This window comes from Halomonas sp. YLGW01 (genome assembly GCF_014840935.1).
GTDB lineage: Bacteria > Pseudomonadota > Gammaproteobacteria > Pseudomonadales > Halomonadaceae > Onishia.
Genome location: NZ_CP062005.1, coordinates 2,314,316 through 2,339,680 on the forward strand (window position 1 = coordinate 2,314,316; position 25,365 = coordinate 2,339,680).

Genomic DNA, 25,365 nt, shown 5'->3' on the forward strand with positions numbered 1-25,365 from the left:
CTATTGTACCCCTTCATGCCACCGCTGCCCACGGAGCCTCCATGCAACACCATGCCGATTGGCCGCACAAGCCCCGCACCCTGGCTCGCCGCGAGGTGGCCAGGAGTCGCCTGTTCGCCATCGAGGAAATGGAGCTTAAGTTTTCCAACGGTGCCGAGCGTACCTTCGAGCGCCTGATGCCCCGGGGCACCGGAGTCGATGCGGTCATGATCGTGGCCATGCCCGATCCCGAGCATGTGCTGCTGATCCGCGAGTATGCCGCCGGCTTCGACGACTACGTGCTAACGCTGCCCAAGGGGATGGTTGATCCCGGCGAGGACATCATCGGCGCGGCCAATCGCGAGCTGATGGAAGAATGCGGCTTCGGCGCCCACCGCCTGGAACCGCTGGTCGAGCTGTCGCTGGCCCCCAACTACATGCATCACCGCATGCAGGTGATGCTGGCAAGCGAGCTCTATCCCCATCGCCTGCCCGGCGACGAGCCGGAGCCGCTGATCGTCGAGACCCACGCCATCGAGGAGCTGTCGGGCCTGCTGGCCCGGGAGGACTTCCACGAGGCCCGGGCCATCGCCGCGCTCTATATCGCCCGGGATCGTCTGCGCGAGAGCGAGATGTCGCCAGGGTTCTGGTAGCTTTCCCGCCGCTCACGGACACGACTACCGGCCTAGCGCCGGTGCATGCCTTTGCCCTCGCTCAGCTTGACCCAGCGCTGCTGGCGGTGGCTGTCGAGGCCGGCCTCCAGAAGCGTCATCACCTTGATCGCCGAGCCGACATCGACCGGGTTCGGTGCCGCCCCCGCCAGGGCTTCGGCAATGCCCTGATAGTAGGCCAGGTAGTCGCCGGGCAGGGTCGGATGCTCCCGGGCGACGAGTTCGCCCTCGGCCTCGTCCCAGGTGCGCAGGGTGCCGTGGTCCGTGTCGGTGCCCCACTCTGGCCCCGGCGTCTCACCCGCTTTGAGGCGAGCCTCCTGAGGATCGAGGCCATATTTCACGTAGCTGCCCTTCGCCCCGTGGGCGGCGAAACGCGGCGTCGGCTCGGCGATCAGAGCACTGGCCTTGAGCGTTACCCGGCGCTCGCCGTAGTCGAGCAGGGCCAGGAAGTCGTCATCCGTGGTGGCGCCGTCACGGCTGACCCTCAGGTCGAGGAGGATGCTCCGCGGCATGCCAAACAGCTCCAGCGCCTGGTCGATCAGATGCGGCCCCAGGTCGTACCAGATGCCCCCGCCGGGCTGGGCCTTTTCGCGCCAGCGATCACGCACCTCGGGGCGGAAGCGATCGAAGCGCGACTCAAGCGATACCAGTCGACCCAGCTCGCCTGAGGCCAGCAGCGCCTTGAGCGTCAGGTAATCGCTGTCCCAGCGACGGTTGTGGAACACCGACAGCAGCCGGTCGGCCTCCTCGGCCAGCCCACGCAGCACCTTCGCCTCGGACAGGGTCACGGTGAACGGCTTGTCGACCACCACGTGTTTACCGGCGGCGAGAGCCGCCTTGGCCAGCGGGAAGTGGGTCTGGTTAGGGGTCGGAATCACCACCAGGTCGATGTCCTTGCGCGCAAACAGCGCCTGGGGCTTGGCCTCCACCGCCACCTCGGGCAGGCTCGCGCGCACCTTGTCGGCGTCGCTCGAGGAGATCGCCACCAGCTCGAGGTTCGGCGTGGCCTGGATCAACGGCACGTGGAAGGTCTGACTGGCGAAGCCGAAGCCCACCACGCCGACCGTAAACTTCTGCTTCATCGGGGGTCCTTGAGGCATGTCGAACAGAAATGGCCATCATGGGCCTGAGACGCCGCGACGGCTTAGTGCCGCTACGCCCATGCATATCAACAAACGATCAGAAAAACGTCACATCGACCTTGGTCGTATCAACCATACTGAAGAGTGGTTGTTCTTTTCCACCGTCGTGGTCATTCATGATCGAGGGAGGTTGGTTTGATGTGTTATAGCGAGGCAAGTCTTGAGTTACTGGTGCTGTGGTTTGAACTGGAGTGTGAAATGCAGGCCCTGCTGGACGAAGACCAGCATTTCCCCCAGGCCGCCTAGGCAGACCCTGCCGGCAGGCTCGATGTGCTTGGCCGGCAGGAGACGGAGCTGCCACGACACGGATGAGTCGATCTTCATCGAGGCCCGCGTCGATCGCTAAGATCGGGGACGCGGGCCTCGTCATTGGTGGCTTGGCCGCGGCAGGTCTCAGTCGAGCTTATCGAGATCGCGCACCGCGCCCTTGTCGGCGGAGGTGGCCAGCAGCGCATAGGCCTTGAGCGCCGCCGAGACCTTACGGGTACGCTCGATGACGGGCTTCCAGGCCTGCTTGCCCCGCGCCTCCATGGCGTCACGGCGCGCCTGTAGCTCGGCATCGCTCAACTGCACATTGATGCTGCGATTGGGGATATCGATCAGGATGGTATCGCCCTGCTCCACGAGGCCGATGGCGCCACCGGCGGCCGCCTCCGGCGAGGCGTGACCGATGGAGAGCCCCGAGGTACCGCCGGAGAAACGCCCGTCGGTCAGCAGCGCACAGGCCTTGCCGAGGCCCTTGGACTTGAGATAGCTGGTCGGATAGAGCATCTCCTGCATGCCCGGCCCGCCCTTGGGCCCCTCGTAGCGGATGATGACCACGTCCCCCTCGCTGACCTTGTCGGCGAGGATGTCTTCCACCGCCTGATCCTGGGATTCGCACACGTAGGCACGACCCTCGAAGACCAGAATGGAGTCATCGACGCCGGCGGTCTTCACCACACAGCCATCGACGGCGATATTGCCCTTGAGCACGGCGAGTCCGCCCTCGGTGGAGAAGGCATGCGCGAGATCGCGAATGCAGCCGGTGGCGCGATCGCCATCCAGGCTCGGCCAGCGGGCACTCTGGGAAAACGCCGTCTGGGTGGGGATGCCGCCGGGGCCGGCCTTGAAGAACTCCACCACCTCGGGGCTCGGTGAGCGCATGATATCCCACTCCTCGAGCGCCGCGGCCAGGCTGTCGCCGTAGACGGTCGGCACTCGGGTATCGAGCACCCCGGCCCGGTCGAGCTCACCGAGGATCGCCATGATGCCGCCGGCCCGGTGCACGTCCTCGATGTGGTACTTCTGGGTATTGGGGGCGACCTTGCACAGCTGCGGCACTTCCCGGGACAGCCGGTCGATGTCGGTCATGGTGAAGTCGATCTCGGCCTCCTGAGCGGCGGCCAGCAGGTGCAGGATGGTGTTGGTGGAGCCGCCCATGGCGATATCCAGGGTCATGGCGTTCTTGAATGCCGCCTTGGAGCCGATGGCACGGGGCAGCAGGTGCGCCTCATCGCCCTCGTAGTAGCGCTTGGCCAGCTCGACGATACGGTGCCCGGCGGTCTCGAACAGGCGCCGGCGATCGGCGTGGGTCGCCAGCGCCGTGCCGTTGCCGGGCAGCGCCAGGCCCAGGGCCTCCATCAGGCAGTTCATCGAGTTGGCGGTGAACATGCCCGAGCAGCTACCGCAGGTCGGGCAGGCGCTGCGCTCGACTTCGTTCAGGGTCTCATCGTCGACGCTGTCGTCGGCGGCCATCACCATGGCATCCACCAGATCCAGGCCGTGATCCAGCAGCTTGGTCTTGCCGGCCTCCATGGGCCCGCCGGAGACGAAGATCACCGGTACGTTGAGGCGCATGGCAGCCATCAGCATTCCCGGGGTGATCTTGTCGCAGTTGGAGATGCACACCAGCGCATCGGCACAGTGAGCGTTCACCATGTATTCGACGCTGTCGGCGATGATATCGCGGCTCGGCAGCGAATAGAGCATGCCGTCATGGCCCATGGCGATGCCGTCGTCCACCGCGATGGTGTTGAACTCCTTGGCCACGCCCCCGGCCTTCTCGATCTGGCGAGCTACCAGCTGCCCCATGTCCTTGAGATGCACATGGCCCGGCACGAACTGGGTGAAGGAGTTGGCGACGGCGATGATCGGCTTGTGGAAGTCGTCGTCCTTCATTCCGGTGGCGCGCCACAGGGCCCGGGCGCCAGCCATGTTACGGCCGGCGGTGGTGGTGCGGGAGCGATATTCGGGCATGCGATCCTCTGTCTTCTTTGCGCGTCTCGTGTCTCGAGACGTCGGTGTCGTCTTGGCGCCGCGGTCGTCGCCGGGCGCTCGGTGTCCAGTCAGCGGTCGATTCTTACATGCACCCGGCCGCCATGGAAGCGCCCTGCCCGCCTCTCCCTTCCGGACGGGGTCGGGACTAGATCCGCAGCGGATCCCGAGGCTCAGGGAATCACATCAGCGGGTGCCAGGCAGACGTCAGGTGGGCGCTACAAAGCCACCAAACGGCCATCCAATAGCTGCAGTCGGCGCTGAGCCAGGGCCTCGACATCCTCCGGGTCGTGGCTGACCAGCAGCACTGCCACGCCCGCGGCCTGCTGACGGCGCACCAGGGCCCAGAGTGCCTCGCGATTACCGCGGTCGAGCCCGCTGAAAGGCTCATCGAGCAACAGCACCCGGGTCTCGCGCAAGAGCGAGCGCAGCAGCGCCACCCGCTGCTGCTGGCCGCCTGACAGCTCGCCGGGCAGCCGGTCATGGAGACCGCCCAGGCCGACCTCGGCGAGGCCATCGAGAATCTGCGCGCGCTGCGCCCCGGAGAGCCTCAGGTCCGGTGCCAGTCCGAGGCCGACATTGATCCATACCGGCAGGTGCTCGAAGAGGTTGTGGTCCTGGAAGACCGTGGTCATGCCCCGGGCCCAGGGCGGCCGCTCGGCCAGGTCCTCGCCCCTCTCTTCACTCAGCCCCTTATCCAGTCCCTCGCCTCGCCAGATGAGCCGGCCGTCGCTGGGCGTCAGGAAGCCCGCCAGCAGATTCAGCAGGGTGCTCTTGCCCGCCCCGGAGGGCCCCGACACCGCCAGGCACTCCCCCGGCGCCAGGCGGAAGGTGAAGGCGAAGTCCGGGGTCTCGCCCGGGTCACAGCGCGTGTAGTGAAAGCTCAGGTGGTCGGCGACAAGCATCAGGGCTCCGGGCGGTCGGTCGCGTGGGGCTGAGGGCGCAGCGGATCATGCAGCGGATCGCGTAATGGATAGCGCGGCAGGCGCCGCGTCAGCCAGCCAAGCAGCATGAAGAGCGCGCCCACCGTGGCCAGCAGCACCAGGGCGGTAGCCGCGGCGGTCTGCCAGCGGTAGCTGCCGAGCTGCTGGTAGAGCAGCATCGGCAGCGTCGGGGCCGACGGGCTGCCGAACAGGGCGATGACGCTGAAGTCCCCCAGCGACAGGGTCATGGCATAGGCCAGGGCCAATGCCGCCGGGCGCCGAAGACGCGGCCACAACAGCCAGCGAAAGCGCGCCATGCCCTGGATATCGAGCTGGTCGGCGAGGCGCCGCTGAGCCAGTGGCAGGCCGAGCAGCGCTCCGCGCAGTACCTGCATGACGAACGGCAGGGCCATGAAGCCATTGACCAGCACCACCAGGCCATAGCCCTGCCAGCCGCCGCCGAGCCGCGGGCGCAGCAACAGAAAGAGCCCGGTGCCGAGTACCAGCGCCGGCAGCACCAGAATCAACTGGCCGCTGCCCTCCATCAGCCCCGCCGCCAGACGCCGCCCGCGAGCCGCCAACCAGCCCCGGCCCGCGAGTAGCGAAAGCCCCAGTGCCAGGGCCAGGCTGCCCGCCCCGGCGGCCATGACGAGGCTGCGCATGAGCGCCGGCCACAGGCTCGCCTGGCCGGCGAGATCGGCCACCCCACCAAGCCCCGCCACCACCACCGCCGCCAGGGGCGGCAGCAGCAGCAGCGCCAGGGCCACGAGCCAGAGGCCATCCGTGAGTCGCGAGGCGCCCAAGGCATCGCGCCGCTGCCAGCGCCCGTGAAGCGGCGCCGGACCGTCGCCTGCCACCAGCGACGGCGCCCCGCCCTGGCTCAGCGCCAGGGCCCAGAGCCCCAGGCAGATCGTCAGCTGGGTCAGCGCCAAGAGCGCTGCCAGCGCCAGGTCGTTGTCGAACTTGAGGGCCTGATAGAGGGCGACTTCGAGCGTCGTCGAGGAAGGCCCCCCACCGAGCGTCATGACGATGGCGAAGCTGGTGAAGCACAGGGTGAAGATCAGCGCGGCGAGTCGCGGCAAGAGCCGCCGGATGGCCGGCCATTCGAGGGTGCGCCAGATGGCTCGGGGCCCGAGGCCGAGCTGGGCCGCCAGCCGCCAGTGGGCGGCGGGGGCGCGCTCCAGCTCCTGCAGCAGCAGTCGCGCGGCCAGCGGCAGGTTGTAGAAGACATGGGCCAGCACGATACCGGAAAGCCCGTACAGGTAGCCTGCCGGCGTCCCGGTCAGCGCCTCCCACAGCGGCGCCGCCCAGCCCTGGCGGCCATGCACCGCCACCAGGCCGAACAGAGCGATCAGGCTGGGAATCACCAGCGACAGCTCCATGACCCGCAGCAGCAGGCGACGCCCGACAAAGCGTGGCCGCCGGGCCAGGGCCACGGCGACCGGTATCGCCAGGCCCAGCGAGGCCAGGGTAGAGAGACTCGCCTGCCAGAGGCTGAAGCGCAGCACGCCGGCCAGATACGGCTCCTGCCAGAGGCTCGACGGCGAGATGCCGGGCGCCTGGAGAAGCAGCGCACCGAGGCTGCCCAGCCCCAGCCCGACCAGCGCCGTCAGGGCCGCGAGCCCCGCCCACAGCGGCAGGCGGGTCAGCCGACGACGGCGCGGCGGCGCTTCGCTCGCCGTTACCGCCTCAGACGCCATGGCGCAGGGCCAAGACCTGAAGGTGCATTGACTTCACCCGCATCATCGGGTGCTGGCGTTGAGCCATTCGCGAATCCACTCGCGGCGATGCTCCTGCACCTCGTCGGGGGTGAAGGTGAAGCTCTCCGGCTCGATCAGCCGGTCGAAGACCGCGGGGCGCTCCTCGCCGAGATCGATGGCCGGGTACATGACGTTGCCCAGCGGAATGTGGCGCTGGAAATCCGGGGTCAGCACGAAATCGAGAAACTCCCTCGCGAGCGCAGGGTGCTCGCTTCCCTTCAGCATCGCCGCGGTCTCCACCTGCAGGTAGTGGCCCTCGGCGAACTCGGCGGCCTGATAGCGGTCGGTGCCCTCGACGGCCATGTGGTAGGCGGGTGAGGTGCTGTAGGAGAGCACCATCGGCGCCTCGCCGTTCATGAACAGCGAGAAGTAGGCCTGGCTCCAGCCGCCGGTGACGGTCAGCACGTGATCGTTGAGCTTCTCCCAGGCGGCAGGGGCCTCGTCGCCGTAGACCCGCTTCATCCACAGCAGGAGCCCGAGCCCGGTGACGCTGGTGCGCGGATCCTGGATGATCACCTTGAGATCCTCCGGTGCCTCGAGCAGCTCAGCGAAGCTCTTTGGCGGTTCGGGCAGGGCCTCGCTGTCATAGACGAAGGCGAAGCGCCCCCAGTCATAGGGCAGGAAGACGGGATCGTCCCAGGCGATGGGCAACTCGAGGCGCGACAGATCCGCCTGGTGCGGCGCCAACAGATCCAGATCGCGGGCCTCGGCCATCAGGTTCATGTCGAGGCCGAGCACCAGATCGGCGGCACTGCCCTCGCCTTCCAGGCGCAGCCGCTGCAGCAGGTCGACCCCACCCGAGAGCGCCACGAACTCGAGCCGGCAGTCGCCGCAGCGCGCCTCGAAGGCTTCCTTGATGCCGGGGCCCGGGCCCCATTCGGCGACGAAGGAATCGTAGGTGTAGACCGTCAGGGTGCGCGGCTCGTCGGCCACTGCGGAGGCAGCGGCCAGCCCTGCCATAAGGCCTGCCGTGACCCCCAGGGCCGCGCGTGTCGCCTTGGCGTTCATGATTGTGTTGTCCCCTCATGCGCAGGGCCCCGAGATCGGGGCCCTGCCGTGCTGAAAGCGTGACCGGCGCCTGACTCAGACACCGACAAGGAAGCCGATCTCTAGAAGACCACCTTGGCCACGTCCTTGTACTGCTTGGCGAAGTGCACCGTCATGCCCTCGCGCAGGTAGTCCGGCAGCTCGTCGTAGTCACGACGATTGGCCTCGGGCAGGATCACCTCGAAGAGGTCGCTGCGCCGGGCGGCGATGATCTTCTCGCGGATGCCGCCCACCGGCAACACCTGGCCGGTCAGGGTCAGCTCGCCGGTCATGGCCAGCGGGCGATCGATGGCCTGGTGACGGGCCAGCGAGAGCAGCGCCGTGGTCATGGTCACCCCCGCCGAGGGACCATCCTTGGGGGTCGCGCCCTCCGGCACGTGCAGATGGATGAAGGCGTCGTTGAAGAAGTCGGCATCGGCGCCGAATTCGCCCAGATGGCCCTGCACATAGCTGTAGGCGATGTTGGCGGACTCCTTCATCACGTCGCCGAGCTGGCCGGTGAGCTTGAAGCCGCGATCCAGGGCATGCACCTTGCCGGCCTCCACCGGCAGGGTCGCCCCGCCCATGGACGTCCAGGCGAGCCCGGTGACCACGCCCTCGCCCCTCAGCACCTGCTCCTTGCGGAAGGGCGGTGCTCCAAGGAACTCCTCGAGGTTGTTGACCGAGACCTTGACCGTCTGCTGGTCGTGCTCGAGCAGCTTGACCGCCGCCTTGCGCACGATGCGGTGCAACTGTTTCTCGAGCTGGCGCACCCCCGCTTCCCGGGCATAGCCCTCGATCACCTGGCGCAGCGCCGCATCGGTCAGGTTGATGCGCTTCTTGGGGATCTTGTCGCGCTTCAGAAGTTTGGGCCACAGGTGGTGCTTGGCGATGACCACCTTTTCCTCGGCGATGTAGCCGGACAGGCGAATCTGCTCCATGCGATCGAGCAGCGGCCCGGGAATCGAGTCGAGGGTGTTGGCGGTGCACACGAAGAGCACCTTCGACAGGTCCAGCCGTACGTCCAGGTAGTGGTCGAGGAAATCGACGTTCTGCTCCGGGTCGAGTACCTCGAGCAGCGCCGAGGCCGGGTCGCCCTGGAAGGACTGACCGAGCTTGTCGATCTCGTCGAGCATGATCACCGGGTTCTCGACTTCCACTTCCTTGAGGGCCTGGACCAGCTTGCCCGGCATGGCGCCGACATAGGTACGCCGGTGGCCCTTGATCTCGGCCTCATCGCGCATGCCACCCACCGAGAAGCGGTAGAACTCGCGCCCCAGGGCCTCGGCGATAGAGCGCCCCACCGAGGTCTTGCCGACCCCGGGCGGGCCCACCAGCAACAGGATCGAGCCGCCCACGTCACCCTTGAAGGTACCCTCGGCGAGGAACTCGATGATGCGCTCCTTCACGTCGGCGAGCCCGTCGTGGTCGCGATCCAGCACGGTGCGCGCGTGCTTGAGGTCGAGCTGATCCTGACTGGTGATACCCCAGGGCAGCGAGGTCAGCCAGTCGAGATAGTTGCGGGTGGTCCCGTACTCCGGCGAGCCGGTCTCGAGCACCGAGAGCTTGTCGAGCTCGTCATCGATACGGCTCATCACCCGCTCGGGCACCTCGAGCTCGGTCAGGCGTTTCCTGAAGGTATCGACATCATTCTCGCGATCGTCCTTGGAGATGCCCAGTTCACGCTGGATGACCTTCAACTGCTCGCGCAGGAAGAACTCCCGCTGGCGATCCTGCATCTGGGCGTTGACCTGATCGCTGATCTCGCTCTGCAGCTGGGCGACCTCGATCTCCTTGCGCAAGAGCGGCAGCACCTTCTGCATGCGCTCCATCACCGGCCAGGTCTCGAGAATGGCCTGAAGCTCCGGCCCCTTGGCGGAGGTCATGGCGGCGGCGAAGTCGGTCAGCGGACCCGGCTCATGGGGACTGAAGCGGTTGAGGTAGTGCTTGAGCTCCTCGCCGTAGAGCGGGTTGATCGGCAGCAGTTCCTTGATGCCGTTGATCATCGCCATGGCGTAGGCGCGGGTCTCGTCCTCGTCGGCGTCGACCGGCTCCTTGGGGTAGCTGACCTCGACCAGGTAGGGCGGCGTCTTCGACAGCCAGCGCTGGATGCGAAAGCGCCGCATGCCCTGGGCGATGAACTGAATCTGATCGTCCTCGCCCTGCACCTTGTGCATGCGCACGGCGGTGCCGGTGACCGGGAAGTGGCCATAATCCAGCTCATCGATCTCGGTATCGCCCACATAGGCCAGGCCGACCGTGTGATGCGGCGTGTTGCCGACCCGCTTGATGGTCTCTTCCCAGCGCGGGCGGTGAATCACCAGCGGCTGCACCTGAGCCGGGAAGAAGGGACGGTTATGAATCGGCAGCAGGTAGATGCGCTCGGGGAGATAGTCCCGCGTCGGCACCACCGCGCCACTCTCGATGTGCGCAGTTTCATCCGGCGCCTCCTCGTCGGAGGCGCGGTCATCGCGTTCGTAAAAGACTTGCTCGAGATCGTCGTCGCGCTCGCTCATGATCCATCCTGTGATCCAGTTGGTCTTCAGACCCTAGGCCTTGGAATGCGGGCGGCGGCGGCGAACTTCAAGTCACGCCCCATGGATGAAGTCCGGAGCGAGGGGCCTGGGCTCACTCTTAGCTCAGCCCTGGCTCACTCCTAGTTCAGCCTGTGGCTCAGCCCTCGCGCCAGGCCAGGGCCCATCAGAGCAGCGGCAACAGCGGCCGACCGTTGATGCTGGGTCGGCCCTTTTCGACGACGATAGCCAGCCGCTCGGTGGTCATCGGCAAGCCCAACTGCATCAGCACCAGCGGCGGCACGCCCTGCCAATCGAAGCGACCATCGAGGCGATTAAGCCAGTGCCGTTGCTGGTTGGGCCGATCGAGACGGGCAATCGACAGCGATTCGGCCCCTGCACCTTCGAAGGTCAGCTCGCCGCTGAGGCGGGTATCCATGGCGAACATCTCGCTGGTCAGAGCCAGGCGGTGAAGCGTCAGCCGGGGCGAGTCGGCGAGCAGCGCCAGTAGCTTGGGCTGGAGGCGTTCGAGAAGCGCGGCGAGCTCGGCGTCGTTGCGGGCGTCGAGAGCGGCGTCGACGGAATGGCCGCGCGCCGCCTCGGCATCCAGGGCGGCCTCGAGCGCGCGCACGGCCTCGGCATCGATGCGGGCCAGGGAGAAGTCGAGCTCCCCCGAGAGCAGCGGCTCGCCGCCGAGGCGGGCCTCGCCGAGGGCGAGGGTGCCGCCCAGCTGCAGCTCCTCGGCGCCAAGCGTCAGATCGCCCTGGTAGCTCAAGGCCTCGAGCTCGATGGCGGGGCTGGCCTTGCGCGCCAGCATCAGGCGATCCAGGGCGAGACGCCCCTGCTGATCACGCTGCCGACCCGCCTCGTCCTGGCGATAGCGGGCCGTGATGCTCAGGCGCCCCACCCGGAGACGCTCCTTGCCGTGGAGGACTTCCCAGGGGGCGAGCTCGCCTGCCAGGCGCAGGTCCCCGGGCTCGCCGTCGAGGGTCAGGTGACCGCCTCGCATGGAAAGCCTGGCGCCCGCGTGCTCCGCCTCGAAGGCGGCGAGATCGAGCCGGCCGGCGACCGCCCCGCTCAGGGTTTCAAACTCGGCACTCCAGCGCGGGGGCGCCGCCTCGAGGCGCTCGGCGAAGAGCCGCTGCCCCTGCTCGTCGAGCAGCAGCTCGAGCTCCCCGGAGAGCCGGGTGCTGGCGAGGCCGTGGCGTGCGGTATAGGGCAGGTGAAGGGTCCAGCCGTCATCGAGCCGAGGGCTGATGACGAGCTCGCCCTGGGAGGTGAACCAGCCCCGCTCGCTTGTCCGACGCTCGACCATGACCTCGCCGCGGGCCTCGATGGCCTCGAGGCCATCCGTCAGCTCGGCCTCGAATCGTTCGCTTGAGTAGGCCTGGGCGGCGAGATAGCCGCCCCCCAGCAGTGCGACCGCCATGGCGGCCATGAGTCCCTTGCGCATCGTGCTCCCTCACAGGCAGCGTCATCGCCTGGCGATGACGGTTGGACATGTCGGCGGCCTCAACGGTGACCCGCCCTGGTCACCGTCAACGCGGGCTGAGCTGAGTCTAGTGCAACCACAGCCAGAGGTGGATGGTACTCCAGGCATAGATGCCGGCCAGGACATCATCGATCATGATGCCGAAGCCGCCGGCCACCCGTCGGTCGGCCCAGCGAATCGGCCAGGGCTTGTAGATATCGAAGACGCGGAAAATGGCGAAGCCCCATAGCGCCGCCTCCCAGGAGAATGGCACCGCCGCCATGGTGATCCAGTAGCCGACGAACTCGTCCCAGACGATGCCCGAGTGGTCATGGACCCCGAGGTCCCGAGAGGTGCGGTCACACAGCCAGATCCCCAGGAAATAGGCCACCACCACCACGCCCAGGTACCAAGCCAGCGGCAGATCGGTCATCAGCCAATAAAAAGGAATGGCGGCCAGGGTCCCGAAGGTGCCGGGGGCGAAGGGGACCACGCCGCTCCCCAGGCCGAAAGCCAGGAAATGGCTGGGGCGTCGCCAGACGCTGCCCGGTGCACGATTCATGACGTTGCTCCTGAAAAGTGTTGCCAGCCGCCGGGGCCGGCCGCTTCCGCCCCGCGGATACCCGGGGTGGCACAGAAGCGCCCGATGACCGTCAGCGGCAGGCCGAGGGCATCCAGCGCCTCGCGGGCCGAGTCGAGTGCCGCCGCCGGCAGCCCGACCAGCAGTTCGTAGTCATCGCCCCCGGTGAGCGCCGCCTGACGGGCGCCCTCCTCGCCCAGCCGCGGGACCAGGCCCTCGGCCAGCGGCAGCGAGGCGAGATCCAGCTCCACACCGAGGCCCGAGGCATCACACAGATGCCCAAGGTCGGCGAGCAGACCGTCGGAGACATCGATCGCCGCGCTGGCGAGCCCGCGCAGCGCCTGACCGGCGGAGAGGCGCGGCTCGGGTAGGAGGTAGGCGGCCAGCAGAGGGTCGGCAAGCGAACGCTCGCCAGCCTGCCAGGCCGCCAGGCCGCCGGCGCCACCGCCCAGGCTGCCGGTGACGGCCAGCAGGTCGCCGTCGCGGGCGCCGTGGCGGGTCAGGGCCTCGCCGGGCGGTACCTCGCCGTGCACGGTAACGCTCACCGCCAGGCCGCCGCGGGTCACGTCGCCGCCCACCAGGTCGACCCTGGCCCGGGCACAGAGGGTATCAAAGCCCTCTGCGAAGGGCGCAAGCCAGGCCTCGTCGGCTTGATCGAGGGTCAGGGCCATCAGACACCAGCGGGGGGTGGCGCCCATCGCCGCCAGGTCGCTGAGGCTGACCGCCAGCGCCCGGTGACCGATGGCCGCGGCGGGCGCCTCGCGGGGGAAGTGGACGTCGGCCACCGAGGTATCAACGCTGACCGCCAGCTGATGCCCCGGCGTGGGGGTCAACAGGGTACAGTCGTCTCCCACGCCCAGCGCCACTCCGGCGCCCCGGGCGGGGCGGGTGAAGTGGCGGGCGATCATCTCGAACTCGCTCGGCGAGGCGCCCGTGCTCGGGCGTGGCGTCGGCTTGTGCATCGCGAGAGACATCTCAGCGGCGGGCGCTGACCTCGGCATAACGCAGACGCGCCGCGAGCTTGTCCAGCAGGCCGTTGATGTACTTGTGACCGTCGGTGGCGCCGAAGGACTTGGCGAGCTCCACGCCCTCGTTGATCACCGCGCGATACGGGACCTCGAGGCGGCGAGACAGCTCATAGGTGCCCAGGCGCAGGATGGCCAGCTCGATGCTGTCGAGATCCTCGAGACGGCGATCGAGCAGCGGTGCCAGCGACGCATCCAGGTCGCTCTGGAAGCGCACCACGTTGTGCACCAGCTCATGGAACAGCGCCAGGTCGGCGATCTCCATGACCTTGTGCCAGTTCTCGTGATCCTCCAGGTCGTCATCGGCGATCTGGCTGCGGAACTCGGCCTCGATGGTGCTGACCGGCTTGCCGGTCATCTGCCAGGTGTAGATGGCCTGCACCGCCAGCTCACGGGCGGCATGGCGAGCCAGCTGGCTCTTCGACGGCGCCCGACGCGCGCTGTCCGAGGAACGGCTCATGCCTCACCTCCGAACTGCTTGAGCAGGGAGACCATCTCCATGGCGGCCATGGCGGCCTCGGCGCCCTTGTTGCCGGCCTTGGTGCCGGCCCGTTCGATGGCCTGCTCGATGGAGTTGACCGTCAGCACGCCGTTGGCGATCGGGGTATCGAACTGCAGCTGCAGGGTGCCGAGCGCATTGTTGCAGCTGCCGGCGACATGCTCGAAGTGCGGTGTGCCGCCGCGGATCACCGCACCGAGGGCGATCACCGCATCCGGGCTCGCCACCTGAAGGGCACGCTTGACCGCCAGCGGCAGCTCCCAGGCCCCCGGCACATGGACGATATCGATATGTTCGGCGTCCACGCCATGGCGCACCAGGCTGTCCACGGCACCTTCGACCAGACTGTCGACCACATGGTGGTTGAAGCGGCCCACCACGATCACGTAGCGGCCATCGACGTCGGTGAAGCTACCTTCGACTTGGGAGATCGGTTGCATGCTTGTCATCCTGCTTGAATCTTCACGGCGCCCCGCGGGGCGTCTGGGTGTTGCGATCAACGCCCGGGCGCTCGTGATGAGCACTGGCCCGGGCGGTACGAAATCGGGGATCAGGGGCTCAAGCGCTCGACCACTTCCAGATCGAAGCCGGAGAGGGCCGAGAACTTCCAGGGCGAGCTCAGCAGCCGCATCTTACCCACGCCCAGGTGGCGCAGGATCTGCGAGCCGGTGCCGATGGTCAGGTAATTCCCGGCGCCATCGGAATCGCTGGAGCGCGGTGCGCGCTTGCGTTCGAGCAGCACATCGAGCTGATCCTTGAGGTCGGTGTCCTGGCGCGCATCGTCGAGCAGGACGAAGACGCCGCTATCGGCGTCGGCGATCTCGGCCAACGCCTTCTGGGCGGTCCAGCTCTGGCTGCCCGGGCGGGTCAGGGTCAGGATGTCGCGCAGGGTATCGGCCAGGTGCACACGCACCGTGGTCGGCTCCTCGGCGCGGGGCGTGCCCTTGACCAGTGCCAGGTGGTGGGCGCCCTGGATGCTGTCGCGGAAGACATGCAGGGTCAGCTCGCCGTATGCGGTCTCCACCGGCGAGGCCTCGAGATGATCCACGGTCTGCTCGGTATGAATGCGGTAGTGGATCAGATCGGCGATGGTGCCCATCTTCAGGCCATGCTCGGCGGCGAAGCGCTCGAGCTCCGGGCGACGCGCCATGCTGCCGTCGTCGTTCATTACCTCGCAGATCACGCCACTGGGATCGAACCCGGCCATCGCCGCGAGATCGCAGGCCGCCTCGGTGTGACCGGCGCGACGCAACACGCCGCCCGGTTCGGCCATCAGCGGGAAGATATGGCCCGGCTGGACGATATCGCTCGCCTTGGCATCGCGAGCCGAGGCGGCACGCACGGTGCGGGCGCGATCGGCGGCGGAGATGCCGGTGGAGACGCCTTCGGCGGCCTCGATGGACAGGGTGAACTTGGTGCCGAAGCCGGAGCCGTTGTCGTGCACCATCAGCGGCAACTTGAGTCGCTCGCAGCGCTCGCGGGTCATCGGCAGGCAGATCAGGCCGCGGGCATGGCGAGCCATGAAGTTGATATGCTCGGCCTCGACCTTCTCGGCGGCCATGATGATATCGCCTTCGTTCTCGCGATCCTCATCGTCCATGAGGATGACCATCTTGCCCTGTCGGATGTCCTCGACCAGGTCCTCGATACGCGCCAGGTCGCCGGCGCCAGGGGCCGGTGCACTTGCGTCGCTGGCGGCCTGGGAAGCTCCGGCCTGGGAAGAAGGGTCCTGAGACAGGTCCTTGGAAAGCGCCATGAGGTCTCCGAATTACTGTGCGTGCTGGCGTCAACGGAAGGCGCCGCAAACCGGGGCGCCGCTGGAAACAGCGGATGCAGCTGGCGCCGACGGGCTGCCGGCGGAATGCCGCCGACAGCGAAATCGGCGCTCAGGGTACCTTGGCAAGCCGCGCGGCGCCAGCATTCGACCGCCGCCGAATCGCCCTCACCGTCACGGTCTCATGCTCACGCTCAGGGCGACTGGCGCTGGGGGCGCGCAATGATCCGCCAGTCGCGGCCCACGGCGCGGATATCGAGAACATCCAGCGGCCGCTGCTGCGCCATGCGCTCGAGCCCGGGCAGGGCCACCAGGGGGCGAGCCTCGCCGCCGAGCAGGGTCGGTGCCACGTAAAGCTGCATCTCGTCGACCAGCTGGGCATCGAGCATGCCGCCGGCGAGCGTCGCCCCGGTCTCCAGCAGCACCTCGTTGGCCTGCTCTTCCCGGGCCAGGTGCTCGAGCAGCGCGGCCAGATCGACCCGGCCATCGGTCCCCGACGGCAGCTGTAGCACCTCGGCCCCGGCGGCCTCGAGCCGTGCCTGACGCTCGGCATCCCGAGTGCAGGTCGCGACCAGGGTGCGGCCGGGCTCGCTCAGGCAGGCCGCGGCCAGCGGCAGGCGCAGCCGGGAGTCGACGATCACCCTCAGCGGCTGGCGGCGGGCGATCGCCTCACCGTCCTCGAGGTCGAGCTGGGAGGCCCGCACGGTGAGCCGCGAGTTGTCGAAGATGATCGAATCCACGCCGCTGATCACCGCACTGGAGCGGGCACGCAGGCGCTGCACCTCGGTGCGCGCCCGGGGGCCGGTGATCCATTGAGACTCCCCGGAGCGCATCGCCGTGCGCCCGTCGAGGCTCATCGCCATCTTCATGCGCACGAAGGGGCGACCCCGGGTCATGCGGGAGATAAACCCCGGGTTCAGCGCCCGGGCCTCTTCCTCGAGCAGCCCGCATTCCACCTCGATGCCGGCCTCGCGCAGCATGGCGAAGCCCTGCCCCGCCACCGCCGCGTGGGGGTCCTGCATCGCGGCCACCACCTTCTTTACGCCGGCCTCGATCAGCGCCTGGGCGCAGGGGCCGGTGCGGCCGTGATGCGCACAGGGTTCCAGGGTCACATAGGCGGTGGCACCGCGGGCCTCGTCGCCGGCATCCCGCAGGGCATGGATCTCGGCATGGGGCTCGCCGGCACGCTCGTGATAGCCCTCGCCGACGATCTGGCGGCGCTTGACCAGCACGCAGCCGACCCGGGGGTTGGGGTCGGTGGTATAGAGGCCGCGGCGGGCCAGGGTCAGGGCACGGGCCATGAAGGCTTCCGGAGTCGCAGTGGCCATGGGCATCCTATGCAGGTGGAAGGACAGACTCAGTGATCGTCCTGGGGAGAGAAGCTCGGCTCCTGGGCCAGGCGGTCGATCTCGGCCCGGAACTCGTCGATGTCCTGGAAGCGCCGATAGACCGAGGCGAAGCGGATATAGGCGACCTGATCGAGACGCTTCAGGGCATCCATCACCTCCTGACCGACCTCGATGGCCTTGACCTCCCGCTCGCCCCGCGCGCGCAGGCGCTGGCGGATGCGCTCGACGGCGGCCTCGATCGACTCGGCGCTCACCGGACGTTTCTCCAGCGCCCGGAGCATGCCGGCGCGTAGCTTGGCCTCGTCGAACGTCTCCCGCGATCCGTCCGCCTTGACGACTCGCGGCATCACAAGCTCGGCGGTCTCGTAGGTCGTGAAGCGTTCACCGCAGGCGGCACACTGACGACGGCGACGCACCTGATCGCCCTCGACGACCAGGCGCGAGTCGGTGACCTTGGTGTCATGGGTACCGCAGAAAGGACAATGCATCGGCTGGATTCCGGCCTGTTCGACACAACAACTCTTGAACTATTGTAACGATTTGGCCGCATGGCGCCCAGTCAGCCGTCACCTTTGGCACGTCCCCTGCATGAGGCCAAGGATTCCCCTATTGCCCGCCAGGCGCGTGTTCCGGCCTTCAAGGAGTCGTCCATGAGCTCATCCCTGCCCCCTACGCCCCCCCGTCAGCTGGACGAAACCGGGTTCGTCGAGGCCGCCCGCGCGCGGCTGGAGGAGGTCTATGGCCCGCGTAGCGATGCGATCCTGCGCCGCCTGGTCACGCTGATCTCGCACCAGCGTGGTGCCATCGACGCTAGCCCCCGTCCATTGTGGAGCGAGCGGGATCAATGGCTGATCAGCTATGGCGACAGCCTGCTCGACGGCGATCGGGCACCCCTCGACGTGCTCAAGCGCTTCCTCGATGAACGCCTGGAGGACACCTTCAGCGGCGTGCATGTGCTGCCCTTCTTTCCGTGGAGCAGCGATGACGGCTTCTCGGTGGTGCACTACAAGGAGGTCAACCCGGAGCTCGGTGACTGGCCACAGGTTCGTGCACTGGCCGAGAACCGGGACCTGATGGTCGACCTGGTGATCAACCATGTGTCGCGAGACTCGCTGTGGTTCGTCGATTACCTGGCCGACAGCCAGCCCGGGCGCGACTACTTCATCGAGATGGACCCGGCCACCGACCTGTCCCAGGTCACGCGGCCGCGCAACTCGCCGCTGCTGGTGCCGGTCAGCACCCGCCGCGGGACGCGCCACCTGTGGGCGACCTTCTCCGACGACCAGATCGATCTCAACTTCGACAACCCGGACGTACTGATCGAGTTCGTCGGCATCCTGCTCTTCTACCTCCAGCAGGGCGCCCGCACCATTCGCCTGGATGCCATCGCCTACCTGTGGAAGGAGGTCGGCACCTCCTGCATCCATCTGCCCCAGACGCATGCCATCGTGCGCCTGCTGCGTGCAGTGGTCGATTACGTGGCACCGGGCACCCGGCTGATCACCGAGACCAACGTGCCGCATCGCGAGAACCTGAGCTACCTGGGACTCGAGCGCGCCACCAGGGAAGGCACGCCACCAGACGAGGCGCACCTGATCTATCAGTTCACCCTGCCCCCGCTATTGGTTCACACCCTGACCAGTGGCGATGCCTCGGCGCTGGCGCAATGGGCGAACAGCCTGCCGGCCCTGCCGTCGGGCTGCAGCTATTTCAACTTCACGGCCAGTCACGACGGCATCGGCGTGCGTGCCCTGGAAGGACTGCTGCCGCCGCATGAGGTCGAGACCCTGCTGGATCTCATGCACCGCTTCGGGGGCTTCGTCAGCATGAAGACCGACCCGGACGGCAAGGATACTCCCTACGAGATCAACATCGCCTACTTCGACGCCATGAAGGGCACCCGGCGCGGCGCCGATGCCTGGCAGGTCGAGCGCTTCCTGCTGAGCCAGAACCTGCTGCTGGCCCTGCAGGGCATTCCCGGTATCTACCTGCATTCCCTGACCGCGACCCTCAACGACCATGAGGGGGTCGAACGCCGGGGGCAGTTGCGTGCCATCAACCGCCGCCGCTGGCAGCTTTCCGAACTCAATGAGCTGATCGACAGCCGCAGCACTCCGACCCGCGAGGCCTTCGGCTCGCTCAAGCAGCGCCTCAGGCTTCGCGCCGCCGAGCCTTGCTTTCATCCCGAGGCACCCCAACGGGTGCTCGACACCGCGCCGGGCCTGTTCGCCATCGAGCGGGGCCCCCTGCCGGATGGCCGCCGGCTGCTGGCGATCTACAACATCAGCGACCAGCGCCAGCCCCTCGACCTGGCGGAGCTCGCCCAGGACCCCTGGCTCGACGTGCTCGCCGACTATGCCCCCTGGTCGCCGCAAGAGCGCGATGTGCTGCGGCCCTACCGCAGCCTATGGCTGGTGCAGCCGGGCCTCGACCAGGCGGAGCCGGCATGATCCAGAACGGACGGAACGTACCAAGACCAAACTGAGCCGGACCGAAGCGAGCCAGCCTGGCGCTCATCACCCCAGGCGCCGGGCCAGCCACCAACCCGCCACCATCGCGGCGAGCATCGCCACGAGCGGCAGGCTCACGCCCGAGAGCGAGGCGACCGCCGGGCCCGGACAGTAGCCGGACAGCCCCCAGCCGATGCCGAACAGGGCCGCGCCGCCGAGCAGCTTCGCGTCCAGGTCGCGGCGGGTCGGCAGCTGGAAGGCGCCGGCAAACAGCGGCGCGGTGCGGCGCAGCACCCACCGGTAACCGATAAAGGTGGTGACCACGGCGCCGCCGAGCACGAACATCAGTGTCGGGTCCCAGGCGCCGGCCAGATCGAGGAACCCGATCACGCGACCCGGGTCGGTCATGCCGCCCAGCGCCAACCCCAGGCCAAACAGCAGGCCGGCGAGATAACCCGCGACGGGTTTCAACATCGCTGTCTTCATGCCCCACCTCCCAGCAGATGCCGCACCACATAGACGGTCACGATGCCGGTGACCAGAAAGGTCAGGGTCGCCGCCATCGAGCGCGGCGAGAGCCGCGACAGGCCGCAGACGCCATGACCGCTGGTGCAGCCGCTGCCGATGCCGGTACCGACCCCCACCAGCAAGCCGGCAATCAGCATCAGCCCCACGCCGCCGGCGGGGGCGCCGATCACCACTCCCGGCTCCCCGGCGACGTTGCCCAGCCCGCCGAGCGCCATCAAGAGCATCGGCCCGCTGATCAACCCCAGCAGGAAGGTCAGGCGCCAAGCGGTGTCGCCCTTGGGTCGCTCCAGCACCAGCGCCGAGAGGATCCCGCTGATGCCGGCGATGCGACCGAGCGTCGCCATCAGCCACACCGCCGACAGGCCGATCAATACGCCGCCGGCCAGGCCATAGAGGCTCGAACTCCAATCCAAGGTTGTCTCCTTCGTGATTCAGGTGGTGGGAGGGCGGTTACTGCCCTCGTGAGTCAGAACAGGTCGATCGGCACCTTGAGATAGACCTGGCCGTTGGCCTCGGCCGCCGGCATCGCGCCGGCGCGCATATTGACCTGCACCGAGGGCAGGATCAGTCGCGGCATGCCAAGGGTCGCATCACGCTCGGTACGCAGCTTGACGAAGTCCTCCTCGCTCACGCCCTCGTGGGCGTGAATATTGTGCAGGCGCTGCTCGGTCACCGAGATCTGGTGCTGACGGGTATCGCGGTCGGGGCCCGGATAATCGTGACACAGGAATAACCGCGTCTCCCCGGGCAAGGCCAGCACCTTCTGAATCGAGCGATAGAGCGTGCGGGCGTTGCCGCCGGGGAAATCGCAGCGGGCAGAACCGTAATCGGGCATGAAGAGGGTGTCGCCGACGAAGGCGGCATCCCCGATCACATAGGTCAGGCAGGCCGGCGTGTGTCCCGGGGTATGCAGCACACGCCCCTCAAGCTCACCGATGGCGAAGGTATCGCCTTCCTCGAAGAGGCGGTCGAACTGGCTGCCGTCCCTTGCGAAGTCACTGCCGGCATTGAAGGCCTTGCCGAAGACCTCCTGCACCTCGGTGATCCGGGCGCCGATGCCGGTCTTCCCGCCCAGGACCTCCTGCAGATAGGGGGCGGCCGAGAGATGGTCGGCGTGGACATGGGTCTCGAGGATCCACGCCACCTCCAGGTCGCGCTCGCGAATGAAGGCGACGATGGCGTCGGCGCTCTTCACGTCGGTGCGCCCGGCGGCGTAATCGAAATCCAGCACCGAATCGAGAATCGCGCAGGCGCGGCTGGCCGGGTCCTGGACCACGTAGCTGAAGGTGTGGGTGGGCTCGTCAAAGAAGGCGGTGACGATCGGGTCTGTCATGGCAAAGACCTCCAACACCGGAGATGGCTGGCATGCATGGCCTGCACCAGCATAACGAAAAAACATTCTAAAGTTAGATGATTATTATCTATAGAAAAACAGGCCGCGAGTCGACTCTGGCCTAGGCTGCCGAGCATCGGAACACGGCGGAACCGGCACGCTAGAGTTCGATGCACTGCTGGTAGACGGGAATCTCGGCATCGATGCCGGTGGTGGCCAGGGCCTGCTGCAAGGCCTTCTGGGCCGTGGGCTCGCCGTGTACCAGGTAGAACCGCGGGTGATCGCGAAAGGCGCCGGCCCAGGCGATCAGCTGAGTCTGCCCGGCATGCGCCGAGAAGCCACCGATGGTATGGATGTGCGCCCTCACCTTCAGGTCCTTGCCCAGCACCCTGAGGTGGTCGGCGCCATCGACCAACCGCCTGCCATTGGTGCCCGCGGCCTGGAAGCCGACGATGACGACCCGCGTACTGGCATGCTCGATGTTGTAGCGAAAGTGATGAAGGATGCGGCCGCCGTTGCACATCCCGGCACCGGCGATGATGATCGCCCCGCCCCGGATGCGGTTGATGGCCATGGATTCCTCGACGTTGCGGGTCAGACGCAGCCCGGGCAGATACTGCTCGGGATCGCCGTGCGCCGCCACGTTGAGCGCGTGCAGGTCCTCGGGATCGAGAGTCGAACGACGGCGTTCGTAGAGTTCGGTGACTCGGATCGCCATCGGGCTATCGAGGAAGATGCGCTGCTGGCGTAGCCGGCCCTGGTGATAGAGCATGCTCAGGTGATAGAGAATCTCCTGGGTTCGGCCGATGGCGAAGGCGGGAATCAGCACGTTGCCGCCATCCTCGAAGGCCGCCTCGAGGACCTGGGCAAACTCCTCGATGGTCTCCTTGAGCGGCCGGTGATCGCGGTCGCCATAGGTGCTTTCCATCAACACCAGGTCGGCATCACGCTGGGTCTCCGGATCCTTCATCAGCGCCGAGTCGGGATTGCCGAGATCCCCGGAAAACACCAGGCGCCGGGTGCGTCCTCCCGAGGGAATCGCCAGCTCGACGATGGCCGAACCGAGGATATGGCCGGCATCGTGATAGACCAGCTCGACGCCGCCGGCGAGCGTTGCCGGCTGGCCGAAGTGATGGGTCTGGCACAGCTTGAGGGTGCGCTCGACGTCGTCGATGTCATAGAGCGGCTCGAGGAGCGGCTTGCCGGCCCGATGCCGCCAGCGGTTCTCCCACTCGACATCCTTGGCCATGATGAAGGCGGAGTCGGCCAGGGTGATCTCGAGCAGCGCCTTGGTGCCCGGTGTACAGTGAATGGGGCCCCGGTAGCCCTCGCGCACCAGCTTGGGCAGGAGCCCGCAGTGATCCAGGTGGCCGTGTGAGATCACGACTTCATCGAGGGTCTCGGCCAGGTGGCCGAAGGGCTCGGCATTGACGCGTTCAGCATCCTCACCTCCCTGATGTATGCCGCACTCGAGCAGCAGACGACAGGCAGCCGAGCCCTCGCCTGGCCCGTCGCCACTGCCTTCCTCATGTCCATCTACTTCGATCAGATAGCGCGAGCCGGTCACCTCACCGACCGCACCCAGAAACGTCAGTGTCGACATCAGGCCTGCCTCCGACTGCTGGGATCATGCCTTCAGCATAGTCGGAGGTTGCCGCTAAACCTTGCCCTGATTGTCGAGCTCCACCGCCGCGTGCATGCGCTCGAGCAGGTCGGGAATCGCCGCCTGTACCCGGTTCCAGCTGGGGATGAAGGGCTTGTCACGGGGGTTGTCGAGGAAGGCCGCGCCGGCCTCCATGATGTTGGCGGCGAACAGTTCCACCGCCTGCTCCTCGCTGTGCCGGTCGAGCTTCAGGCCATTCATGGTGGCATCGTTGTCGTAGGCCTCGATCAGGTCCAGTGCGATGCGGTAGTAGGTCGCCTTGATGGTACGGAAGGTCTCGGCGTGGATCTCGATACCCAGGGTCGCCAGCTTGCGATACAGCGCCTTGGCGATATCCAGGCTCATGCGGTTGAGCCCTGTCGAGGCATCCTCGGCAGAGACCGTCTGATGCTTATGGTCGTAGACATCGGCGATGTCCACCTGGCAGAGCTGCTTGGTGGAGTAGTTGCGATGTACCTCGGAGAGCACGCCGATCTCCAGCCCCCAGTCGCTGGGGATGCGGATGCCGTCGAGCACGTCGGTGCGCATCGAGAACTCCCCGGACAGCGGATAGCGGTAGCTGTCGAGGTAGTCGAGATAGGGCAAGGGGCCATAGATCTTCTTGAGCGCCCGGATCAAGGGTGTGACCATCAGCCGCGAGACCCGGCCATTGAGCTTGCCCTCGGCGATGCGGGAGTAGTAGCCCTTGCAGAACTCGTAGTTGAACTGCGGGTGCGCCACCGGATAGATCAAGCGCGCCAGGAGGCCGCGATCATAGGTGACGATGTCACAGTCGTGCAGGGCGATCGCCTCGGTGCGGCGCGAGGCCTGGACATAGCCGCCGCAGAACCAGACGTTGCGCCCCTTGCCGAGCTCCTGGGGCGAGATGCCCTCCTCGGCCAGCTCCGCATCCAGTGCCTTGAGCCTGGGGCCATCGTTCCACAGGATACGATGGTGCTGGGGCAGCTTGGCGAAGAACTCTCGAGCATGCAGGAACTGCTCCCGGTCGGCCCGGTCCAGCCCGATCACGATCTCGGAAAGATAGGGCACCTTGGCCAGTTCATCGACGATATGGGAGAGCGCCGGGCCTTCGAGCTCGGAATAGAGCGAAGGCAGGATCAGCCCCATCGGGCGACGCCGGGAGAAACGCACCAGGTCGGCCTCCAGGGCCTCCACCGGGCGCCGCATCAGGTTATGGAAGTTGGTGATGATGCCGTTCTGGTAGAAGTCGCTCATCCGCGGCTCTCCTCATCGTTGCTCAGGGTGGGGAGCTCGTCTCCCCACCAATGGTCGATCCCCTCCGCCCAGCCCGAGGGACCGGCTCGAAGCGCCAGGTATTGATGAGGGTTGGTCAGGCTGATGGTGTGGCCATGATGGCCCGGGATCAGCACGGCGCGATCCACGGCCTCGAGCAGCGGCACATCATTGGGGCCATCGCCAAGCCCCAGCGTCTCGGGCAGACGGCCGCGCAGTGCCCGATAGCGCTCCACTAGCCAGCGCACCCCGTCCCCCTTGTCGAGCCGCCCCATGGCATGCCAGAAGCGACCGCCCCTCATCAGGCACAGGCCGTCCGCCTCCAGGGCCTGACGAAAATCCGCCAGCGCCGCCTCGCTGTCGTCCCAGATCAGGGGTTCGCAGCCCTCCCGCACCCGCGCCAGCCGCGCCCGATGCTCCGAAAGGCCGGTCAGGGCAATGATGTCATCGATGGGCATCTCACCCATGCCACGAAACCGCACGCCCAGCCGATCACGCAGCACCCCCAGGCGCGTGCGCAGGAAGCCGATATCGATGCCTGGCGTCTTGATCGCCAGGCCATCGACATGGGTCGGATCGCGATCCAGACGCGCATGCTGCCAGGCCTGTGGCAGACCAATGACCGCACCATTCTCGGCTATGAAGGGGGTATCTCGAAGCCCCAGTTCCTGACGCAGCGGCATCAGCTCGGCGCGGGTCTTGCTGGTGACCGGGATCACCGTCACGCCGACATGGCGCAGACGCTCGAGCCAGGGCGCGGCCGGCTGCCACTCGTAGCTGTCATGATCGAGCAGGGTGCCATCGAGATCGGTAAAGACCAGGCGGGGCGGTGAGGACGGGACGGAGGACATGGACGATACCTGCTGAAGGGCATGATCTTGCCGATATACAAGACCCTAGCACGCGGCGTGCCAGACGACCGCATCCGGCATGGTCTCTGGTCGCGCAGCGGGCGACGGCGATACAGGCGCCCGCTTCAGGCACCAAGATGAGGCACTCATGCCAGGGCGTGACGACGCCTTGCACCATCATGTTTCATCGCCCACCGATGCGTCGCCAAGTACCAGAAAAGGAAGGCGTCTGCGATGATAAAAATCCGATCATCACGGCATCAACAAGACCGTCAATAAGCCCATCACAAAGAGCAGGGATGCGCCATATTACCGCTGGCCACTGCCCGCTTATTTTCG

The 25,365-nt window shown here is 67.0% G+C and carries 22 protein-coding genes; 2 read left to right on the top strand and 20 right to left on the bottom strand.

Annotation, left to right across the window (positions count from 1 at the left end; translation table 11 throughout):
• Nucleotides 1–41: 41 nt before the first annotated feature.
• Nucleotides 42–632 (top strand): ADP compounds hydrolase NudE, encoded by a 591-nt coding sequence (gene nudE, locus IEJ03_RS10690; RefSeq protein WP_192034844.1) that lies wholly within the window; start codon nucleotides 42–44, stop codon nucleotides 630–632.
• A 32-nt stretch (nucleotides 633–664) separates the two neighbouring features.
• On the opposite strand, the gene IEJ03_RS10695 is transcribed toward nudE, so the two are convergent.
• From IEJ03_RS10695 to nrdR, 14 genes are all read right to left on the bottom strand, one after another.
• Nucleotides 665–1,732 carry an oxidoreductase gene (locus tag IEJ03_RS10695; protein ID WP_192034845.1) on the bottom strand — a complete coding sequence of 356 codons (1,068 nt, stop codon included), beginning with the start codon at nucleotides 1,730–1,732 and terminating at the stop codon, nucleotides 665–667.
• Between the two features lie 453 nt (nucleotides 1,733–2,185).
• Complete coding sequence (ilvD, locus tag IEJ03_RS10700) at nucleotides 2,186–4,030, bottom strand: dihydroxy-acid dehydratase (protein WP_192034846.1); 1,845 nt, start codon at nucleotides 4,028–4,030, stop codon at nucleotides 2,186–2,188.
• Between the two features lie 236 nt (nucleotides 4,031–4,266).
• Nucleotides 4,267–4,953 (bottom strand): ATP-binding cassette domain-containing protein, encoded by a 687-nt coding sequence (locus IEJ03_RS10705; RefSeq protein WP_192034847.1) that lies wholly within the window; start codon nucleotides 4,951–4,953, stop codon nucleotides 4,267–4,269.
• On the bottom strand, nucleotides 4,953–6,671 hold the full coding sequence (thiP, locus tag IEJ03_RS10710) for a thiamine/thiamine pyrophosphate ABC transporter permease (protein WP_192034848.1): 1,719 nt from the start codon (nucleotides 6,669–6,671) through the stop codon (nucleotides 4,953–4,955). Before thiP ends, IEJ03_RS10705 begins: the two co-directional genes overlap by 1 nt.
• A gap of 42 nt (nucleotides 6,672–6,713) precedes the next feature.
• On the bottom strand, nucleotides 6,714–7,739 hold the full coding sequence (gene thiB / locus IEJ03_RS10715; RefSeq protein ID WP_192034849.1) for a thiamine ABC transporter substrate binding subunit: 1,026 nt from the start codon (nucleotides 7,737–7,739) through the stop codon (nucleotides 6,714–6,716).
• A 101-nt stretch (nucleotides 7,740–7,840) separates the two neighbouring features.
• The gene (gene lon, locus IEJ03_RS10720; protein WP_192034850.1) at nucleotides 7,841–10,273 is read right to left on the bottom strand and encodes an endopeptidase La; all 2,433 of its coding nucleotides are present in this window, start codon (nucleotides 10,271–10,273) and stop codon (nucleotides 7,841–7,843) included.
• Nucleotides 10,274–10,457: 184 nt separating this feature from the next.
• On the bottom strand, nucleotides 10,458–11,723 hold the full coding sequence (locus IEJ03_RS10725; RefSeq protein WP_192034851.1) for a DUF945 family protein: 1,266 nt from the start codon (nucleotides 11,721–11,723) through the stop codon (nucleotides 10,458–10,460).
• Between the two features lie 106 nt (nucleotides 11,724–11,829).
• Nucleotides 11,830–12,303: a phosphatidylglycerophosphatase A gene (locus IEJ03_RS10730; protein ID WP_192034852.1), complete on the bottom strand. Its 474-nt coding sequence runs from the start codon at nucleotides 12,301–12,303 to the stop codon at nucleotides 11,830–11,832.
• Complete coding sequence (gene thiL / locus IEJ03_RS10735; protein ID WP_242458114.1) at nucleotides 12,300–13,229, bottom strand: thiamine-phosphate kinase; 930 nt, start codon at nucleotides 13,227–13,229, stop codon at nucleotides 12,300–12,302. The genes IEJ03_RS10730 and thiL overlap by 4 nt, the downstream gene beginning before the upstream one ends.
• A 67-nt stretch (nucleotides 13,230–13,296) precedes the next feature.
• The gene (gene nusB / locus IEJ03_RS10740; RefSeq protein WP_192034854.1) at nucleotides 13,297–13,806 is read right to left on the bottom strand and encodes a transcription antitermination factor NusB; all 510 of its coding nucleotides are present in this window, start codon (nucleotides 13,804–13,806) and stop codon (nucleotides 13,297–13,299) included.
• Nucleotides 13,803–14,285 (bottom strand): 6,7-dimethyl-8-ribityllumazine synthase, encoded by a 483-nt coding sequence (gene ribE / locus IEJ03_RS10745; protein WP_192034855.1) that lies wholly within the window; start codon nucleotides 14,283–14,285, stop codon nucleotides 13,803–13,805. The genes nusB and ribE overlap by 4 nt, the downstream gene beginning before the upstream one ends.
• Nucleotides 14,286–14,395: 110 nt before the next feature.
• Nucleotides 14,396–15,601 carry a bifunctional 3,4-dihydroxy-2-butanone-4-phosphate synthase/GTP cyclohydrolase II gene (gene ribBA / locus IEJ03_RS10750; RefSeq protein ID WP_192034856.1) on the bottom strand — a complete coding sequence of 402 codons (1,206 nt, stop codon included), beginning with the start codon at nucleotides 15,599–15,601 and terminating at the stop codon, nucleotides 14,396–14,398.
• 212 nt (nucleotides 15,602–15,813) lie between these two features.
• On the bottom strand, nucleotides 15,814–16,947 hold the full coding sequence (gene ribD / locus IEJ03_RS10755) for a bifunctional diaminohydroxyphosphoribosylaminopyrimidine deaminase/5-amino-6-(5-phosphoribosylamino)uracil reductase RibD (RefSeq protein ID WP_192034857.1): 1,134 nt from the start codon (nucleotides 16,945–16,947) through the stop codon (nucleotides 15,814–15,816).
• 29 nt (nucleotides 16,948–16,976) lie between these two features.
• The gene (gene nrdR, locus IEJ03_RS10760; RefSeq protein ID WP_192034858.1) at nucleotides 16,977–17,456 is read right to left on the bottom strand and encodes a transcriptional regulator NrdR; all 480 of its coding nucleotides are present in this window, start codon (nucleotides 17,454–17,456) and stop codon (nucleotides 16,977–16,979) included.
• 162 nt (nucleotides 17,457–17,618) lie between these two features.
• On the opposite strand from nrdR, the gene IEJ03_RS10765 reads away from it, so the two are divergent.
• Nucleotides 17,619–19,418: a sugar phosphorylase gene (locus IEJ03_RS10765; protein WP_192034859.1), complete on the top strand. Its 1,800-nt coding sequence runs from the start codon at nucleotides 17,619–17,621 to the stop codon at nucleotides 19,416–19,418.
• Between the two features lie 66 nt (nucleotides 19,419–19,484).
• Here the strand turns inward: IEJ03_RS10765 and IEJ03_RS10770 are convergent, their stop codons facing one another.
• From IEJ03_RS10770 to IEJ03_RS10795, 6 genes are all read right to left on the bottom strand, one after another.
• The gene (locus IEJ03_RS10770; RefSeq protein WP_192034860.1) at nucleotides 19,485–19,904 is read right to left on the bottom strand and encodes a DUF6691 family protein; all 420 of its coding nucleotides are present in this window, start codon (nucleotides 19,902–19,904) and stop codon (nucleotides 19,485–19,487) included.
• Entirely contained in the window at nucleotides 19,901–20,359 is a 459-nt protein-coding gene (locus IEJ03_RS10775; RefSeq protein ID WP_192034861.1) for a YeeE/YedE family protein, read from the bottom strand. Before IEJ03_RS10775 ends, IEJ03_RS10770 begins: the two co-directional genes overlap by 4 nt.
• A 53-nt stretch (nucleotides 20,360–20,412) precedes the next feature.
• Nucleotides 20,413–21,279: an MBL fold metallo-hydrolase gene (locus tag IEJ03_RS10780; protein WP_192034862.1), complete on the bottom strand. Its 867-nt coding sequence runs from the start codon at nucleotides 21,277–21,279 to the stop codon at nucleotides 20,413–20,415.
• Nucleotides 21,280–21,439: 160 nt separating this feature from the next.
• Nucleotides 21,440–22,882 carry an MBL fold metallo-hydrolase gene (locus tag IEJ03_RS10785; RefSeq protein WP_192034863.1) on the bottom strand — a complete coding sequence of 481 codons (1,443 nt, stop codon included), beginning with the start codon at nucleotides 22,880–22,882 and terminating at the stop codon, nucleotides 21,440–21,442.
• 54 nt (nucleotides 22,883–22,936) lie between these two features.
• The gene (locus tag IEJ03_RS10790; protein WP_192034864.1) at nucleotides 22,937–24,157 is read right to left on the bottom strand and encodes a glycosyl transferase; all 1,221 of its coding nucleotides are present in this window, start codon (nucleotides 24,155–24,157) and stop codon (nucleotides 22,937–22,939) included.
• Nucleotides 24,154–25,026, bottom strand: coding sequence for an HAD-IIB family hydrolase (locus IEJ03_RS10795; protein ID WP_192034865.1), 873 nt, complete (start codon nucleotides 25,024–25,026; stop codon nucleotides 24,154–24,156). The genes IEJ03_RS10790 and IEJ03_RS10795 overlap by 4 nt, the downstream gene beginning before the upstream one ends.
• Nucleotides 25,027–25,365: the final 339 nt, after the last annotated feature.